15 protein-coding genes and 1 pseudogene are annotated in these 17,727 nt (G+C 38.6%); 14 read left to right on the top strand and 2 right to left on the bottom strand.

The features are described 5' to 3' along the window. A pseudogene (locus tag HMPREF2876_RS04155) lies at positions 1 to 2,288 on the top strand (GBS Bsp-like repeat-containing protein); the annotation flags it as partial. A 201-nt stretch (positions 2,289 to 2,489) separates the two neighbouring features. Here HMPREF2876_RS04155 and mnmE read toward each other — a convergent pair. Next, entirely contained in the window at positions 2,490 to 3,863 is a 1,374-nt protein-coding gene (mnmE, locus tag HMPREF2876_RS04145; protein ID WP_070584249.1) for a tRNA uridine-5-carboxymethylaminomethyl(34) synthesis GTPase MnmE, read from the bottom strand. A gap of 355 nt (positions 3,864 to 4,218) precedes the next feature. Between mnmE and rpiA the strand changes: the two genes are divergently transcribed. The 4 genes from rpiA to HMPREF2876_RS04125 all read left to right on the top strand — a co-directional run bounded on the left by rpiA (position 4,219) and on the right by HMPREF2876_RS04125 (position 7,552). Next, positions 4,219 to 4,908: a ribose-5-phosphate isomerase RpiA gene (rpiA, locus tag HMPREF2876_RS04140; protein ID WP_024053054.1), complete on the top strand. Its 690-nt coding sequence runs from the start codon at positions 4,219 to 4,221 to the stop codon at positions 4,906 to 4,908. A 185-nt stretch (positions 4,909 to 5,093) separates the two neighbouring features. Continuing rightward, the gene (locus HMPREF2876_RS04135; RefSeq protein WP_070241797.1) at positions 5,094 to 5,903 is read left to right on the top strand and encodes a purine-nucleoside phosphorylase; all 810 of its coding nucleotides are present in this window, start codon (positions 5,094 to 5,096) and stop codon (positions 5,901 to 5,903) included. A gap of 183 nt (positions 5,904 to 6,086) precedes the next feature. Beyond that, positions 6,087 to 6,797, top strand: coding sequence for a purine-nucleoside phosphorylase (deoD, locus tag HMPREF2876_RS04130; protein ID WP_024053056.1), 711 nt, complete (start codon positions 6,087 to 6,089; stop codon positions 6,795 to 6,797). After that, positions 6,797 to 7,552: a histidine protein kinase gene (locus HMPREF2876_RS04125; protein WP_024053057.1), complete on the top strand. Its 756-nt coding sequence runs from the start codon at positions 6,797 to 6,799 to the stop codon at positions 7,550 to 7,552. The genes deoD and HMPREF2876_RS04125 overlap by 1 nt, the downstream gene beginning before the upstream one ends. Before the next feature lie 58 nt (positions 7,553 to 7,610). On the opposite strand, the gene HMPREF2876_RS04120 is transcribed toward HMPREF2876_RS04125, so the two are convergent. Then, a complete protein-coding gene (locus HMPREF2876_RS04120) occupies positions 7,611 to 9,779 on the bottom strand; it encodes an LTA synthase family protein (protein ID WP_280921333.1) in 2,169 nt (722 codons plus the stop codon). A gap of 248 nt (positions 9,780 to 10,027) precedes the next feature. Between HMPREF2876_RS04120 and HMPREF2876_RS04115 the strand changes: the two genes are divergently transcribed. From HMPREF2876_RS04115 to HMPREF2876_RS04075, 9 genes are read left to right on the top strand one after another with little or no spacing between them, the layout of a single operon-like run. Then, complete coding sequence (locus HMPREF2876_RS04115) at positions 10,028 to 11,191, top strand: class I SAM-dependent rRNA methyltransferase (protein WP_024053059.1); 1,164 nt, start codon at positions 10,028 to 10,030, stop codon at positions 11,189 to 11,191. Beyond that, a complete protein-coding gene (gene aroD / locus HMPREF2876_RS04110; RefSeq protein WP_024053060.1) occupies positions 11,188 to 11,865 on the top strand; it encodes a type I 3-dehydroquinate dehydratase in 678 nt (225 codons plus the stop codon). Before HMPREF2876_RS04115 ends, aroD begins: the two co-directional genes overlap by 4 nt. After that, on the top strand, positions 11,855 to 12,709 hold the full coding sequence (locus tag HMPREF2876_RS04105; protein ID WP_024053061.1) for a shikimate dehydrogenase: 855 nt from the start codon (positions 11,855 to 11,857) through the stop codon (positions 12,707 to 12,709). Before aroD ends, HMPREF2876_RS04105 begins: the two co-directional genes overlap by 11 nt. A gap of 10 nt (positions 12,710 to 12,719) precedes the next feature. Further along, positions 12,720 to 13,787, top strand: a complete 1,068-nt coding sequence (gene aroB, locus HMPREF2876_RS04100) for a 3-dehydroquinate synthase (protein WP_070584245.1) — start codon at positions 12,720 to 12,722, stop codon at positions 13,785 to 13,787. Positions 13,788 to 13,820: 33 nt separating this feature from the next. Further along, positions 13,821 to 14,987, top strand: coding sequence for a chorismate synthase (aroC, locus tag HMPREF2876_RS04095; RefSeq protein ID WP_024053063.1), 1,167 nt, complete (start codon positions 13,821 to 13,823; stop codon positions 14,985 to 14,987). After that, on the top strand, positions 14,987 to 15,823 hold the full coding sequence (locus tag HMPREF2876_RS04090; RefSeq protein WP_003023965.1) for a sulfite exporter TauE/SafE family protein: 837 nt from the start codon (positions 14,987 to 14,989) through the stop codon (positions 15,821 to 15,823). The genes aroC and HMPREF2876_RS04090 overlap by 1 nt, the downstream gene beginning before the upstream one ends. Continuing rightward, on the top strand, positions 15,820 to 16,200 hold the full coding sequence (locus HMPREF2876_RS04085) for a DUF1634 domain-containing protein (RefSeq protein WP_024053064.1): 381 nt from the start codon (positions 15,820 to 15,822) through the stop codon (positions 16,198 to 16,200). Before HMPREF2876_RS04090 ends, HMPREF2876_RS04085 begins: the two co-directional genes overlap by 4 nt. Positions 16,201 to 16,210: 10 nt before the next feature. After that, positions 16,211 to 17,317 carry a prephenate dehydrogenase gene (locus tag HMPREF2876_RS04080; RefSeq protein ID WP_024053065.1) on the top strand — a complete coding sequence of 369 codons (1,107 nt, stop codon included), beginning with the start codon at positions 16,211 to 16,213 and terminating at the stop codon, positions 17,315 to 17,317. Between the two features lie 11 nt (positions 17,318 to 17,328). Next, a complete protein-coding gene (locus HMPREF2876_RS04075; RefSeq protein ID WP_024053066.1) occupies positions 17,329 to 17,667 on the top strand; it encodes a YlbF/YmcA family competence regulator in 339 nt (112 codons plus the stop codon). Positions 17,668 to 17,727: the final 60 nt, after the last annotated feature.

The raw sequence follows: 17,727 nt of genomic DNA, 5'->3' as shown, positions 1-17,727 counted from the left end.
TGAAAGTACCGACCTGGTCTAATGTCAATGGTCAAGATGACATTATTTGGTATACAGCTGCTAAACAGGCTGATGGAACCTATAAAGTAACAGTAAGAGCAGTAGATCACAAATTTTCTACAGGACTCTATCACATTCACCTTTATTACATTCAAAATAATGGGAAATTGGTTGGCGTAGGTGGAACAACTACCGAGCTTTCATTTGGACGACCTCAAGGAAAAGTGACTATTGCTAATAATAATCCTGACACAGGAACTTTTGATGTCCTTATTTCCAATGTTTCTAGTCCTTATGGCGTTCGTGAAGTGAAAGTTCCAACTTGGTCCAGCATCGGTGGTCAAGATGATATTATCTGGTATACTGCTAAGAAACAAGCCAATGGAACTTACAAAGTAACAGTTAAAGCGACTGATCATAAAAAATCAACTGGAGAGTATAATATTCATGTATATTATATCCAAGAAAATAATCAGTTGGTAGGAGTAACAGGGACAACGACAACAGTTTCGATTGCGCATCCTAAAGGTACTTTGACTATCGCGAATAACAATCCTGACGCAGGAACCTTTGATGTGATTGTCTCAGGTGTTTCCAGTCCAGATGGTGTTCGTGAAGTGAAATTACCGACTTGGTCTAATGTAGATGGTCAAGACGACATTATCTGGTATACTGCTAAAAAACAAGCCGATGGAACGTATAAGACGACCGTCAAGGTAAGTGATCACAAATATTCAACAGGTCTATATAATGTTCATCTGTATTATATCCAAGGCAATGGCGAAATCGTTGGAGTAGCAGGAACACAAGTAAATGTATCTTTAGCAAGAGCAAAAGGCAATCTTACAATTGCGAATAATAATCCTAATACAGGAACCTTTGATGTGATTGTCTCAGGTGTTTCTAGCCCTTACGGCGTTCGTGAAGTGAAAGTACCGACCTGGTCTAATGTCAATGGTCAGGATGATATTATCTGGTATACCGCTACTAGACAGGCCAATGGGACTTACAAAGCAACTGTCAAAGCGAGTGACCATAAAAGAAGCACAGGTTTGTACCATATTCATCTTTACTATATCCAAGGAAATGGTAAAATCGTTGGGATTGGTGGCACAACGACAGAAGTTTCAATTGCACGTCCAAAAGGTACATTAACAATTCAAAATAAAGACGTTAATAAAGGAACTTTTGAAGTAATTGTCTCCAACGTTTCTAATCCAGATGGTGTCCGTGAAGTGAAATTACCGACCTGGTCTAATGTCAATGGTCAGGACGATATTATCTGGTACACTGCTACTAGACAGGCCAATGGAACTTATAAGGCATTCATTAAAGCAAGTGATCATAAGAATTCAGCCGGTTTGTACTATATTCATTTGTACTATGTTCAAAACAATGGAACATTGATTGGAGTAGGCGGTACATCAACCAATGTGACAATTTCTGGGGAAAACCTTAAACCAACTGGAAAAATCACGATCCAAAATAATAATTCTAAAACAGGAACATTTGACGTGGTAGTGTCTAATGTTTCCAGCCCTAATGGTGTTCGTGAAGTGAAGCTGCCAACGTGGTCTAGTGTAAATGGTCAAGATGACATCATTTGGTATACTGCTGCAAAACGAGCTGATGGTACCTATAAGATAACTGTCAAAGCGAGTGACCATAAGAACTCAACCGGCAAATACAATGTTCATTTGTATTACATTCAAAACAATGGTAAAATCGTTGGAGTGGCGGGCACCACAGTATAAGTTTCTAAAACGTCTTATCCGACACCATATTTTTCTTAACGTGATGGTCGTTGGGCAGGACGAACTTATGGAGGCTACACATTTGCTGCAACGGGCTGCGTTCCAACAACGGTCGCTATGGCAATTTCTGGTATTACAGGACAGACTGTTTTACCAACGACTGTGGCAGATTATCTCTATCATTCTACGAATGAATTCAATAAGAGAAGCTACGGCACAACGATCCATGGTATTGTATTAGCAGCTCGACATTGGGGGTTGAAAACGGATGTTTTAGGTTCAACCGCAGCTGTGCGAGAAGCGCTTGCTATGGGACACCATGTGCTTGGTGCAGTAGGAACTAGTGTATTTGCAAATTATCCTGTTACGCATGAGCTAGTCATGAGGGGCTATAACAACGGAATGACTTACGTAATGTATCCGTATAATGCTAATAATAATGGCTATTATTCAGTAGATTATTTATTTAGAGTACGGAGTTTGGAGCCAACTGACAATACAGAAGGTTCTCCATTCATGACAATCAGAGCATAATATTGTGTCTGCTCTATGAGAATGAAGTTTCTGCCATTTTATCGGTTTAGTAATGAAAGGTTAAAACTACGAACTAAACATTTAAAATTTTTAGTTCTGTCTTATTCTCTTTTTGATGAAAAGTAAGAAGCTCTATGATTTCTAAGGTTATTCCTATAGAAATCATAGAGCTTACTTGTTTTTGTTCGAATTTGTTTACTATTATTTTCCCAAACAAAATTGGCTGAAAAGTTGGCTAATGAGTTCATCAGGAGCGGCGTCACCTGTTATTTCACCCAGGATTTCCCACGTCCGAGTCAAATCTACTTGCACTAAGTCAACAGGCATTCCTAAATCCAGTCCCTCATTGACAGCTTGGAGACTTTCGACAGCTTTTTCAATCAGAGAAATATGGCGAGCGTTAGAGAGATAAGTAGCGTCTTGTTCTACAATGCCTGCATTTTTAAAGAAAAGTTGGTTGATTCGTTCTTCGATTTTATCAATATTTTGATTTTGAAGAACAGAAATCTTGATAAAGTTATCGGGAAGCTGGTCAACTTCAATCTTTTCTTCTAAGTCAGTTTTATTGAGTAGCAAGATACGGTTGGTGTCTTGACTGATTTCTAGAAGTTTGCGGTCTTGTTCTGTCAATGGCTCGCTAGCATTTAACACAAGAAGCACAAGGTCAGCGTCTTGGAGCGCTTTTTTGGAACGCTCTACTCCGATTTGTTCTACAATATCATCTGTATCACGAATACCCGCAGTATCAATCAACTTAAGTGGCACTCCGTTGATGTTGACATATTCTTCAATGACATCGCGAGTGGTTCCGGCAATATCTGTCACAATAGCCTTGTCCTCACGGAGCAGGTTGTTAAGGAGACTAGATTTGCCAACGTTTGGGCGACCAATAATGGCAGTCGAAATTCCTTCGCGTAGAATCTTACCGCGGCGAGCTGTTTTTAAAAGTTGAGTCAGCAGTTTTTCAAATTCAGCTGTTTTTTCACGCAACAATTTGGTAGTCATTTCCTCAACGTCATCATATTCTGGATAGTCAATATTGACCTCAACTTGAGCTAGTGTGTTAAGAATTTCCTGACGTGTGTTGTTAATGAGATCAGATAGAGAGCCGTCCAGTTGTTTGACGGCGATATTCATGGCTTTGTCCGTTTTTGCTCGAATAATGTCCATAATAGCCTCTGCTTGCGTCAAATCCACACGTCCATTGAGAAAAGCGCGTTTGGTAAATTCACCAGGTTCTGCCATTCTAGCTCCTTCTCGAATGGCTAATTGGAGAATTTCGTTGGTCACAGCAATCCCTCCGTGGGTGTTAATCTCAATCACGTCTTCACGTGTGAAGGTTTTAGGAGAACGCATAGCTCCAATCATAACTTCATCTAAAATTTCGTTTTTTTCTGGGTCAATAATATGCCCATAATTTAGTGTGTGACTGGCAACCGTACTTAAATCTTTTCCTTTGAAGATTTTTTGAGCAATGGCAAAGCTATTCGTCCCGCTCAGTCTAACAATGCCGATAGCTCCTTCACCAAGAGGAGTGGAAATGGCAGCAATCGTATCAAATTCTTTGGTTATCATCAATTTAATCCTTATAATGTGTTTATGCAATCTATATTCATTGTAACGCAAAACAAAGTTCGTCGCAAGATTTTTACATGCTGTTTTTGCTCAAATAAATTCATCATCTCTTTTTAATACAATAAAATAAATTTTAAGAAAGCTTCAAATATCATTCGTTTATTCGCTTGATATATCAAATTATAGCAAAGAAAATCTGGAATTTTTGGTGTTTTATAATCAAGAAAAATAGAATATTCAGATTTTAGAATGTTTGTAAAAAAGGGATCATTTAAAAAGAAAGTAGTTTCATTTTTTGGGTGCTAAAGTTGGCAAATCATGGTATACTAGAAGCAGATTGAATAAAGGAGCAAAAATGGAAAACCTCAAAAAAATGGCAGGAATCAAAGCTGCAGAATATGTAAAAGACGGTATGATAGTTGGTTTAGGAACGGGTTCGACTGCCTATTATTTTGTGGAAGAAGTTGGACGGCGTATCAAGGAAGAAGGACTGAAAATAACAGCAGTTACAACTTCAAGCACAACGAGTGAACAAGCTCGGCGTTTAGGTATTCCTTTGAAATCAATTGATGAAGTAGATGAAGTAGACGTGACCGTTGACGGAGCTGATGAGGTGGATACTGACTTCAATGGCATCAAAGGCGGTGGCGGCGCTCTGCTTATGGAAAAAGTTGTCGCAACTCCGACCAAAACCTACATTTGGGTAGTTGATGAAAGTAAAATGGTTGGTAAATTAGGTACTTTCAAATTGCCTGTAGAAGTCGTACAATACGGAGCAGAACAGCTTTTCCATCGTTTTGAACATGCAGGCTATAAACCGTCATTTCGTGAAAAAAATGGGCAGCGCTATGTCACGGATATGCAGAATTTCATTATTGATCTTGACTTAGGCGTGATTGAAAATCCAGTCGAATTTGGGCAAAAGCTAGATCATGTAGTTGGTGTTGTAGAACATGGACTCTTTAATCAAATGGTGGATATGGTCATTGTTGCTGGAAGAAATGGCGTGCAAATTTTAAAATCAACCAAATCAAAAGGAGAATAGAATTTTATGTCACATGTTATTATATTTATGTCATTGTCATGGATTCAGTCCGAATTAGTATTGCACTAAATGCTGATGTTCAAAAAGAATAAGAAAGATTCGAATATGCTCTTAAGAGTGGAGCGTAATTGTGTCATTCAACATTTTTCGAGTGAAAATTAAAAAAGATATAAAAGGATAAAGATATGAATATAATGGATAAAATTAACGAAACAGCACAGTTTTTAAAAGATAAAGGAATTACCGCACCAGAATTTGGTTTGATTCTCGGTTCTGGTTTGGGAGAATTAGCTGGTGAGATTGAAAATGCTATCAGCATTGACTATGCAGGCATTCCAAATTGGGGTCGCTCAACAGTGGTGGGGCATGCTGGTAAATTGGTTTATGGCGACTTAGCAGGTCGGAAAGTACTGGCTTTGCAAGGACGTTTTCATTTTTACGAAGGAAATCCAATGGAAGTAGTTACTTTCCCTGTCCGTGTAATGAAAGCGCTAGGTTGTGAAGGTGTCATTGTTACCAATGCCGCTGGAGGGATTGGATATGGTCCAGGGACGTTAATGGCTATTTCAGACCATATCAATCTGACGGGGCAAAATCCTTTGATTGGAGCGAATTTGGACGAATTTGGACCACGCTTCCCAGACATGTCTGATGCTTATACAAAAGTTTATCGTGAAAAAGCGCATGCTGTAGCCGAAAAATTAGGTGTTGACTTGAAAGAAGGAGTTTATCTGGGTGTTACCGGTCCAACCTATGAAACGCCAGCTGAAATCCGCGCTTTCCAAACCTTAGGAGCTAGCGCTGTCGGTATGTCAACTGTTCCAGAAGTAATTGTGGCAGCCCACTCAGGATTGAAAGTATTGGGAATTTCTGCTATCACAAATTTTTCAGCTGGTTTCCAAAGCGATCTAAACCATGAAGAAGTGGTGGAAGTGACTGAACGAATCAAAGAAGACTTCAAAGGACTTGTAAAAGCAATCCTTGCAGAACTATAAAAAACATAAATGTAAAAAGAGTCGAAGATTGAGCTTACAATCACATCTCTTTCTGAACTCAACTAGAAACGAAAGGAATAAAACCCGCACGTAATCCTTTCTGGGATGAATAAGCTCCTAAGAAAAGTTTTTTAGCGCTTGTACTTTTCAGTTTGGGTTTTTGACGGGCTTGGTATCTTACTTATGTCAATCCATATTGCAGCAAAACAAGGCGAAATTGCCGATAAAATTTTACTACCTGGAGACCCACTCCGTGCCAAATTTATTGCCGAAAACTTTTTAGAAGATGCTGTATGTTTTAATGAAGTTCGCAACATGTTTGGTTATACAGGGACTTATAAGGGGCATCGTGTTAGTGTTATGGGAACTGGAATGGGAATTCCGTCTATTTCTATCTATGCTCATGAGTTGATTGTTAACTATGGCGTGAAACGTTTAATTCGTGTAGGAACGGCTGGTTCGTTGAATAAAGATGTTCATGTACGTGAATTGGTATTAGCGCAAGCAGCAGCGACAAATTCAAATATCATTCGTAATGATTGGCCTCAATATGACTTTCCGCAAATTGCAAGTTTTCGTCTTTTAGATAAGGCTTATCACCTTGCCAAGGATTTTGGTATGACTACGCATGTTGGAAGTGTTTTATCATCAGATGTTTTCTACTCAAACTATGGTGAAAAAAATATTGAACTTGGTAAAATGGGGGTTCTGGCTGTGGAAATGGAAGCGGCAGCTCTTTATTATTTAGCTGCTCAATATAATGTTGAAGCACTCGGTATTATGACTATTTCAGATAGCTTGGTGAATCCAGATGAAGATACAACAGCAGAAGAACGACAAACGACTTTCACAGATATGATGAAAGTCGGCTTAGAAACGATTATTTCAGAGTGATGCATGGAAATTTAGATCTAAAAGAAGAAATAGTGTATGCTATTTCTCGCTATGATTATGCTCATGCTTATAAATTAGCTCAAAGACTGAATGATGCAGAATCAAAGCTAGTTGAACTTTTGTATATCATGGCAGAGCGGAGAGAGTTGAATATCCGCCCTGCTATGGAATGTCAGTTGGAAATTAGAAATGATTTTCAACTTTTTTGTCATGCTTCTGAGGAAGATGAACAATTAGCAAACTACCTATATGACTTAGAAGCAAAGCTCAAAAACGAACAGGTGATTGATTTTATTCGTGCTGTTAGTCCAGCTATTTATCGGATTTTTATGCGTTTGATCAAGCTGGAAATTCCTGATATTGAATCCTACATTCATAATTCCAGAGAAGCGAGTTACGATCGTTGGAATTTTGATAAGATGAAAAATACAGGACACCCCATTTTGAGCACTTTTCATGCTGAAAGTCCAGTTCATTCTTCGAGTCTGGCTAGCTTGATTTTACTGTTGGATTTACCAGAGCAAGTTAAAATCATGGTCAAAGAACTACGAAAGTTGGAGAAATCCGTTCGGAACCCATTGGCGCATTTGATTAAACATTTTGATGGAGAAGAATTGCATTCCACTACTGGATTTTCTTCTCAATTTTTTATGGAAATATTGATTTTGTTGGCAAAAGCAACAGGCATTACTTATGACGAGGAGCAATTTTTCTTTGATCGGGTCAATCAAGTCATCAAAACATTGATAGATTGAGTGCTTTCTTTCATTATAAAATCCCATACAGTTCATTTTACTTGTATGGGATTTTTGGTTATTTAGAAGAAGAACTGGATTCTTCTGTTGATGAGGAAGAATCGTTACTTGTTGATTCAAATTGTTCAGGGTGAAGAGCACGATAGCTTGGGGAATTAAACAGATCAACAGTTGAATTACCACCTCGTTTGTTATAAAGACTTGTAGATTCATCACCTTTTTTCTTTTCAATAGATAATAATGATTTAAGTGAATTAGTGTAAGAATAATCCTTAGGGTTCACTTTTCCTAAATCATTTCCAGTATAGAAGCGAAGCAAGTCTCCGGTTTGAATCAGGTCACTCATTTTCAACTGCTCATTGGTTGTATTGCGGATTTTTTCCAATTCTGCCTTAGTTGTTTCATCTGGATTGGTAATTTCTTCTCCTGTTTCTGTGTAGTAAGTACGTCCACTGTAGCTAGTATACTTAGGAGTTACAAAATAGTTTGATGAACGAAAGGCAACGGTTTGTTGATGTTTAGATGATAACAAATCTTGACCGACTTGCAAGTATTGTTTAGAATCAATACCGAGCAAATGTTCTAAAGTAGGCAAGAGGTCAACTTGTCCGCCATAGGTATTAACGACTTTTCCTTTTGTCATACCAGGAATAACAACCATATAAGGAACTCTTTGCAGCATGGCATTGTCGTAGCTAGACCAAGTTTCAGAGTTTTTGCCTAGTAATGGCGCTAGCGAAGGGTTCCGTGAATTAGAGATACCGTAGTGATCACCATAAAGAACGATGATTGAATTCTCATAAAGACCAGACGCTTTTAAGTAGTCAAAGAATGATTTAACGGCAGAATCTAGATAATTGGCCGTTGCAAAATAACCATTGATTGTTTCATCTTTGGTCGAAGCAAGTGGGAAACCAGTCTCGTCTCCAATCAAACTAGTTGTATAGGGATAGTGATTAGAAACGGTGATATATTTTGCATAAAATGGTTGTTGCAAATGTTCAAGATATTTAATAGAATCTTTGAACATAATCTTATCGTTCAGACCGTATTGGAATGAATTTGTTTTGTCTTGCTTAGAGAAGTAAGAAGAATCGAAGAAATAGTTATATCCCCATTGTTTGTAAGTGGTGTTTCGATTCCAGAAGCTACCAGCATTTCCGTGGAAAACGGCACTAGAATTATATCCATTTTTTGAGAGAATATACGGAGCAGCTTGTTGCGTGTTTGTTCCGCCATAGTTTACCATAAAGGAACCCTGATTAAGACCAAACAAACCAGTTTCTAGCATGGTTTCTGCATCAGATGTTTTTCCGGCTTTTACTTGATTAAAGATATTAGAAAAAGCAAAAGTTGAGTTGGAATGATATAGTGAGTTGAGGAAAGGTGTTACTTCGTATTCTTTGCCATCAGACTTTAATTTATAGCCGATCAGGAATTGTTGGAAACTTTCTAAATGAAGATAGATGACATTTCTACCTTTAGCAATTCCGTAATACTCTTTATTTGGCTCGGCATAGTGTGACTTGACGTATTCTTCAACTGGTTTCAAATCTTCAGCACTTGCTTTAGAGCGTTCTTTGTTGGCACCATAAGTCTGATTAGCACTATAGCCAAGAAAGGCTGGCAACCCTAGGGCGCGGACAACATAATAATTGGAGAAGCCGCGTGTCAATAATTCTGGACGATCAATTTCTGCCAAAAAGAGGTTGGCTGAAAAAAGCATACTAGACAGAGCAGTAATAGCAAAGCTAGCTCGTTTATTGAACGACCGATCATCCAAACGAATCCATTTCTTATAGAAAAGAAAACCTAAGATTGGAAAATCAATGATGTAAATCAAATCTCCAGGTCTAAATAACTCAAGAGCAGCTTCTCCTAGACCAGCAGAAACACTACTTGAAGCGAGCATGGTATTAACAGTGACAAAATCACTAAACTCGCGATAATAGATTGAATTTGAAATGAGCCAAACAAATAATAAAATGTAAAGCGTAACTGCGAGAATGTAAAAAACCTTGGTTCTCTTAATATAAAGTGCTAGCCCAATCAGTAATAATCCTAATGGAAGAGGATTGATGATAGAGAGAAAGACTTGATAAGCGCCTTGAATATCTAGATTAAAATCAACAGAATAGGCCCACATGGTTTTAAGCCAATAAAGAGTCAGTAAGGTCAAGACAAAACCTAGTCTTGTACTCATGAAGTTGAGTATCTTCCTAGTCATAGTTTTCACAAATATATACTTCCTTGTCTTATTTCCTAAAATTTTCACTACTAAGTATAACATATTTTTGATTTAAGTTGGTAATTTAAAATGTTGCATTTTCTTTTGCTAGATAAAAAACAGAGAAAGGATTTTTATCTATTGAGAATAAATAGAACTTTTACGTATGAACACATTTTTTGCAATCATTTTGTAATAAGTAGTACATTTTTTTGAGAAAATTCATAACATTTGATATAATAGAGTTTATGAAACAGCTTACGATTCCTTCTTATACTGAAGAAAACATAAAAAAAGGACGATTTGTTTTAGAAAAACAAGATTTTCCTTCACTTTCTTTTCATCATCAAGTTGTAGAACTGGTAAATGCAAAAGGAAATTTTGTAGGTATCGCATACTTATCAGAGCAAAACAAGGGTATCGGCTGGTTTATCTCACAGAAGAAAGTAACTTTAGATGTCTCGTTTTTCTGTCAGTTATTCCAACATGCGAAAGCAAAGCGACAAGTTTATCAACAATCAAAAGAGACAACAGCTTACCGCCTTTTTAATCAAGAAGGAGATGGTTTTGGTGGGTTGACAATAGATTTGTATCAAGAATATGCTGTTTTTTCTTGGTATAATCTCTTTGTTTACGAAATTAAGGATACCATTGTTCAAGCATTTCAACAGGTCTTTCCAGAAGTTACAGGAGCGTATGAGAAAATTCGTTTCAAGGGTTTGAATGTTGAATCCGCTCATTTGTATGGGCAAGAAGCACCAGCATTTTTCACGATTTTAGAAAATGGTGTTCGCTATCAAGTGTTTTTAAACGATGGATTGATGACGGGAATTTTCCTCGATCAGCATGAGATTCGTGGTAGCTTGGTAGACGGTCTAGCAGCTGGCAAGTCGCTGTTAAATATGTTTTCCTACACGGCAGCTTTTTCGGTTGCGGCAGCCATGGGGGGAGCCAGCCAGACGACCTCTGTTGATTTGGCAAAACGCAGTCGTGAATTGTCGGAAGCACATTTTAGAGAGAATAATCTTGACTTAAGCAACCATACATTCTTTGTAATGGATGTGTTTGACTATTTCAAATATGCAAAACGACATGGTTTGACTTATGATGTAATTGTGTTAGACCCGCCGAGTTTTGCAAGAAATAAAAAACAAACTTTTTCTGTGGCGAAGGATTATCATAAGTTGATTGCTCAGTCTTTGGAAATTTTAAATCCCCAAGGGATTATCATTGCTAGTACAAATGCTGCGAATATTTCACGCAGTAAGTTTAAAAAAGAAATTGAAAAAGGTTTTGCAAGAATAAAGCACCGTTATTTGAAAGAATACGGTTTACCAGCAGATTTTACTTATAATAAAAAAGATGAAAGAAGTAATTACCTCAAGGTATTTACCATTAAGGTGGACAAATGAAATTAGTCGTATCAGTAATGCCGAAAAATTTAGAGGAAGTTCAGAACATTGATAGCTCGCGTTATGATGATGCGGACATTATTGAGTGGCGTGCTGATTTTTTAGCAAAAGATGATATTCTGACCGTTGCACCTGCTATTTTTGAAAAATTTGCTGGGCGTGAATTGATTTTCACTTTGAGAACAATTGACGAAGGTGGAAATATTGAATTGACGGATGATGAATATATTTCTACCATCAAGGAAATTTCAACGATTTATCAGCCGGATTATATTGATTTTGAATATTTTTCTCACAAAAATAGATTTGAGGAAATGTTGGATTTTCCAAATCTTGTTTTGAGCTATCATAATTTTGAAGAAACGCCTGAAAACATGATGGAAATTTTATCTGAATTGACCAGTTTGACACCAAAAGTGGTGAAAGTTTCTGTTATGGCGCGCAGCGAGCAAGATGTACTAGACTTGATGAACTATACGCGTGGTTTTAAAACTTTAAATCCAAATCAAGATTTTGTAACGATTTCCATGGGACAAATTGGAAAGATTTCGCGGATAACAGCAGATTTGACAGGCTCAAGCTGGTCGTTTGCAAGCTTGGATGAATCCAGTGCACTAGGTCAAATTTCTCTTGCCAATATGAAGCAAATTCAGGAGATTTTGAATGAAAATTGACGGCTATACTCGTTTAGCGGCGGTTGTCGCCAACCCAATCAAACACAGTATTTCTCCTTTTATCCATAATGCAGCGTTTGAGCAAACGGGTGTTAATGGAGTTTATGTGGCTTGGGAAATCTCACAGGATGACTTGAAAGCAACTGTTGAAAATATTCGCCGCTATAATATGTTTGGAATCAATTTGTCTATGCCTTATAAACAGGCTGTGATTCCTTTTTTAGATGAAGTGACACCTGCTGCGCAGATGATTGGGGCGGTGAATACTGTCGTGAATCAATATGGAAAATTGATTGGTTATAACACAGATGGCAAGGGATTTTTTATGAGCTTGCCTTCTTTTGTCATTAAAGGCAAAAAAATGGTCATGCTTGGAGCTGGTGGAGCTGCGACAGCGATTATTGTGCAGGCAGCTCTAGATGGTGCTGAGGAGATTTTTGTGTTTACGCGCCATTCCTCTTTTGAACGCATTTCACAGAAAATGAAGAAAATTCAGCAGAAAACTGCAACGAAGATTTGGGTATTACCATTAGAAAATCAAGAATTATTGCAAGAAAAAATTAATGTTTCCGCTTTATTGGTCAATGGGACCAGTTTAGGCATGGACGGTAAGGCTTTACCGATACCAAGCAGTATTCGTTTACCACATTCACTTCTTGTGGCAGATGTGATTTACCAGCCGTTTGAAACCCCATTTTTAAAATGGGCAAAAGGACAAGAAGTTGAAGTAGTGAATGGCTTGGGAATGTTGTTGTATCAGGCGGCAGAAGCATTCAAATTGTGGACAGGAAAAAAAATGCCAACTAAAGAAATTTGGCAGGCACTGGAAAAAAAGTACAAATAAGGGGTTGCCTATGAAATTAAATGTGAATATTCCCAATCATCCTTACGATATTGTCATTGAAAAAGGTACTTTAGCCAAAGCTGGAGAATGGCTGGCAAGTTTATGGTCAGCTCAAAAGATCGTTGTTATCACAGATAATCATGTGGCAAGTCTGTATGCTGAAACGGTTAAATGTAGCTTAGAAGTTACTGGTTTTGAAGTGTTTGTATTTGATTTTCTGGAAGGTGAAGCTAGTAAAAATTTAACAACAGTCAATAAAGTTTATGAATTTCTCGCTAAAGTAGGGATGACTCGCAGTGATGGTATTGTTGCCTTGGGTGGCGGTGTGGTCGGTGATTTGGCTGGCTTTGCAGCTTCAACTTATATGCGAGGTATTCATTTTGTACAGATACCGACGAGTTTGACAGCTCAGGTAGATTCTTCGATTGGTGGAAAAACAGGAGTCAATACGCCGTGGGCTAAGAATATGGTGGGTACTTTTACTCAGCCGGACGGGGTTCTGATTGACCCAGATGTTTTAAAAACTTTAGGACAACGTGAATTGATTGAAGGCATGGGAGAGGTCATCAAGTATGGTTTGATTGAGGATGTGGAGCTGTGGCAGGAACTATTTGACATGGATGGTAGTCCAAAATCCATTTTGGAGCACGCAGAAAGTATCATCTATCATTCTTGCAATGTCAAACGAAAGCTAGTAGTGGAAGACGAACTTGACAATGGTGTGCGCCTTTATCTAAATTTTGGACATACGATTGGTCATGCAGTGGAGGCGACTGCTGGTTATGGCAAAGTCATGCACGGAGAAGCTGTGGCTATTGGAATGGTTCAGGTAGCGCGTGTAGCAGAAAAAAAGGGGCTGATGCCTAAAGGAATTACCACAGATATTGAGCATATGTGTCGCAAATTTGGGCTTCCAGTTGATTATCAACCTTGGCGACAAGAAGAACTCTATCATGCCTTACTTCATGATAAGAAAGCTCGGGGCAAGACAATCAAATTAGTCATTGTTCCAGAATTAGGTAGGACAGCTATTCATCAGATTTCTTTAGAAGAAATGAAAGATTATTTAGAAAAGTAAGAGCTAAATAGCAACAACAGATGAGGTAACGGAATGAGATATTTAACTGCTGGGGAGTCACATGGACCGCGTTTAACAGCTATCATTGAAGGAGTGCCAGCTGGGCTTCCTTTGACAGCTGACTACATCAATGCAGAATTGAAACGTCGTCAGGGCGGATACGGTCGTGGAGCTCGTATGAAAATAGAGAGTGACAAAGTGGAAATTACTTCTGGTGTTCGGCATGGGCGAACCATGGGGGGGCCGATTACACTCAATGTGACCAATCTAGATCATCAAAAATGGTTGGACATCATGAATGTAGCAGATGTGGAGGACAAGAAAAAAGGGCTGCGCAAGATTACCAAACCTCGTCCAGGTCATGCAGATTTGGTCGGTGGTATGAAATATCGTTTTGACGACTTGCGCAATTCATTGGAGCGCTCTTCTGCGCGTGAAACGACCATGCGGGTTGCGGTGGGAGCTGTTGCTAAGCGTCTTTTAGAAGAAATCGGAGTTGAGGTAGCTAGTCATATCGTAACTGTCGGTGGCATTGACATTGAGGTTCCGGAAAATCTGACCGTTTCTGAAATCAAGAAACGTGCTCGTCAGTCAGAAGTTTCGATTGTCAATCCAGAACGTGAAGAGGAAATTAAAGCCTATATTGATCAGATAAAGAAAGATGGTGACACGATTGGTGGAATTGTTGAAACCATTGTCGGTGGTGTGCCAGTTGGGCTTGGTTCCTATGTTCAATGGGATAGAAAGCTAGATGCTAAAATTGCTCAAGGAGTGGTTTCTATCAATGCATTTAAAGGTGTGGAATTTGGAGTTGGTTTTGAAGCAGGGCGGCTTAAGGGCAGTCAGGTGATGGATGAAATAATCTGGTCTAAAGAGGACGGCTTTACTCGTCGTACTAACAATCTAGGTGGTTTCGAGGGCGGTATGACCAACGGAGAACCTATCGTAGTGCGCGGAGTGATGAAGCCAATACCAACTCTCTACAAGCCACTTATGAGCGTTGATATTGAGACACATGAGCCTTATAAGGCAACGGTGGAGAGAAGCGATCCGACAGCTCTTCCAGCTGCTGGTGTTGTTATGGAAGCTGTTGTTGCAACAGTGCTTGCAACTGAGGTCTTGGAGAAATTCTCTTCGGATAATCTGGAAGAATTAAAAGAAGCTGTTCAACAATACCGCAATTATGTGAAAGGATTTTAATGCTCACCTATATTTTTACGATGACTTTGGTTGGAATTTTTGCAGGAATTTTGGGAGCTTTGTTAGGACTTGGAGGTGGAATTGTTATTACGCCTGTGCTCACTCTTTTATTTGGAGTAGACATCAAATATGCAGTCGGAGCTTCTATTATTGCGGTTTTAGCGACTAGTTCAGGTTCTGCGATTGCCTATCTCAAAGATGATATGCTCAATCTGCGAATTGCCATGTTTTTAGAAATTTTTACGACTTTAGGAGCCTTTGTAGGCGCGATGTTATCAGTAATAACAAATTCACAGATTCTTTTCTTACTTTATGGAGCTCTCATGCTTTTTCAGGCATTTAATATGTACCAGAAGATTCGTGCTAAAAAGGAAATTCAGACTGTGAGCCACAATGATACCATTGCAGAGAAATTAAATCTCGGTGGTGAATATTTTGACAAAGGTCTCAATCAAACAATCAAGTACCAAGTAACCAATGTTCCTGGTGGCTCTGTTGTCATGTTTTTTGCTGGTGTTATGTCGGCGCTTTTAGGAATTGGTGCGGGTGCTTTCAAAGTATTGGCCATGGATACTGTTATGAAAATGCCCTTAAAAGCTAGTTCAGCAACTTCTAACTTTATGATGGGAGTGACAGGAACGGCTTCAGCTATCTTTTACCTTTTTATAGGACAAATCAACCCGGTATTGGTTACACCAATCGCCTTGGGTGTTTTAGCAGGTTCTTTCATTGGAAGCCGCATCATGCCTTATGTACCTGTAAAAGTATTGCGCTGGATTTTTCTAGTCGCTTTATTAGCTCTGGGTGTGCAGATGTTTATACGAGGTATGCAATGACAGATAAAATGCAAAAAGAAAAAGAAGAGCTGGATTTGGTCATGGGGAAGATTCTCCGAGCGGGAATTTTTCTCTCCATTCTTTTTATGTTTATTGGCTTGTTTCTTTACCTTTTTAGTGGTCAGCAGGTCGTTTCTTTAAAAAATTTGGAACAGTTTAATCCAGTTGCCTATGTAAAGAGTCATTCCATTTTTGATGCAGTGACGTTTATGTTGCTGGGGGCTTTTATGCTTATTTTGACACCGATTTTTCGAGTGATTTCAACATTTATCATTTTTGTCAAAACAAAAGATAAAATGTATACGATTTTCACAGCAGTTGTTATGGTTATTATTTTGGTGTCGATTATTCTAGGATTTATCATTGAGCCAAAGTAAAGGAGTGAGCATGGAAAAGAAAGTTATTTATATTGTGGGTCTTGGTTTGATTGGTTCATCAATCGCACTTGGAATTCGACGTGATCATCCAGACTATACTATTTTAGGTTACAATCGTGGAGAAGAATCTCGAAAAATTGCCCTTGAAAAACGCATGGTGGATCAAGTGACCGACCAGTTTGCTGAATTTGCTCCTCTGGCAGATGTGATTATTCTTGCTGTCCCTATCAAGCAAACCATTGAGTTTATCAGGCAATTAGCAACTCTAGATTTGAAAAAAGATGTGATTATCTCGGATGCAGGCTCTACCAAAGCTGAAATTGTAGCTGCTGCTGAAGAAGCTCTAAAGGAGAAAACCATTCGCTTTATAGGTGCTCATCCAATGGCTGGTAGCCATAAATCAGGTGCTAGTGCAGCAGATGTAAACCTCTTTGAAAATGCCTATTATATTTTTACTCCGTCTCATTTGACGAAAGACGACACGATAGCAGAAATGGAAGACCTCTTATCTGGTCTACATGCTCGGTTTATTGAGATTGATGCTAAAGAGCATGACCGGGTCACCAGTCAAATTAGCCATTTTCCGCATATTCTCGCTTCTAGTCTTATGGATCAAGCCGCTGCCTATACTCAGCAACACGAGATGACACAGCATTTCGCTGCTGGGGGATTTCGTGATATGACACGGATTGCAGAAAGTGAGCCGAGCATGTGGACTTCGATTTTGTTGACAAATCCAGATGCCGTTTTAGAGAGGATAGAGGATTTTAAGAAGCGCTTGGATACCATTTCAGGTGCCATTCAGAATAAAAATGAAGATGTGATTTGGAATTTCTTTCAGCATGGTCGCCAAGTGCGAAAAGCTATGGAAATTCATAAACGAGCAGGTGTGGATAGCTTTTATGACATTTTTATCAATGTTCCCGATGAAGAAGATGCTATTTTAGGAGTGTTGGAACTTCTAAGGGGAACATCCATTGTCAATATTCACATTAACGAAGAAAATCGCGAAGATATTAACGGAATTTTGCAAATCACCTTTAAAAATCGCGAAGATTTAGAAAAATCTGCTAAAATAATAAGAGAAAAGACACACTATCAAGTCTTTTTAGATTAAGGAGGAAGACTATGTCAAATATTTATGATTTAGCAAATGAATTAAGCCGTACTCTGCGAGACCTTCCTGAGTACAAAGCTGTTGTCGAAAGCAAAAAAGCAGTAGATGCTGATAGTGAAGCAAAGAGTCTTTTAAAAGACTATCTAGCTTTCCAGCAAGAACTGCAAGGCATGGCGCAATCGGGTCAAATGCCAATGCAAGAAGTGCAAGACAAGATGAAGTCGTTTGGGGATAAGATTCAAGGCAATCCTGCCCTGACTGAATTTTTCAATAAACAACAACAATTGTCTATTTACTTGGCTGATATTGAACGTATCATTTTTGATCCGGTTCAAGAATTGTTGAAATAATGTTATGATTCAAGCTGATTCAAGATTGTACTGCCCCCAAAAAGTTAGACAAAAAATATT

Source organism: Streptococcus sp. HMSC073A12 (assembly GCF_001812815.1).
In the GTDB taxonomy this organism is placed as follows: domain Bacteria; phylum Bacillota; class Bacilli; order Lactobacillales; family Streptococcaceae; genus Streptococcus; species Streptococcus vaginalis.
Note: the sequence above shows the minus strand (reverse complement) of the source record. Positions and strands in the feature narration are given on the sequence as shown.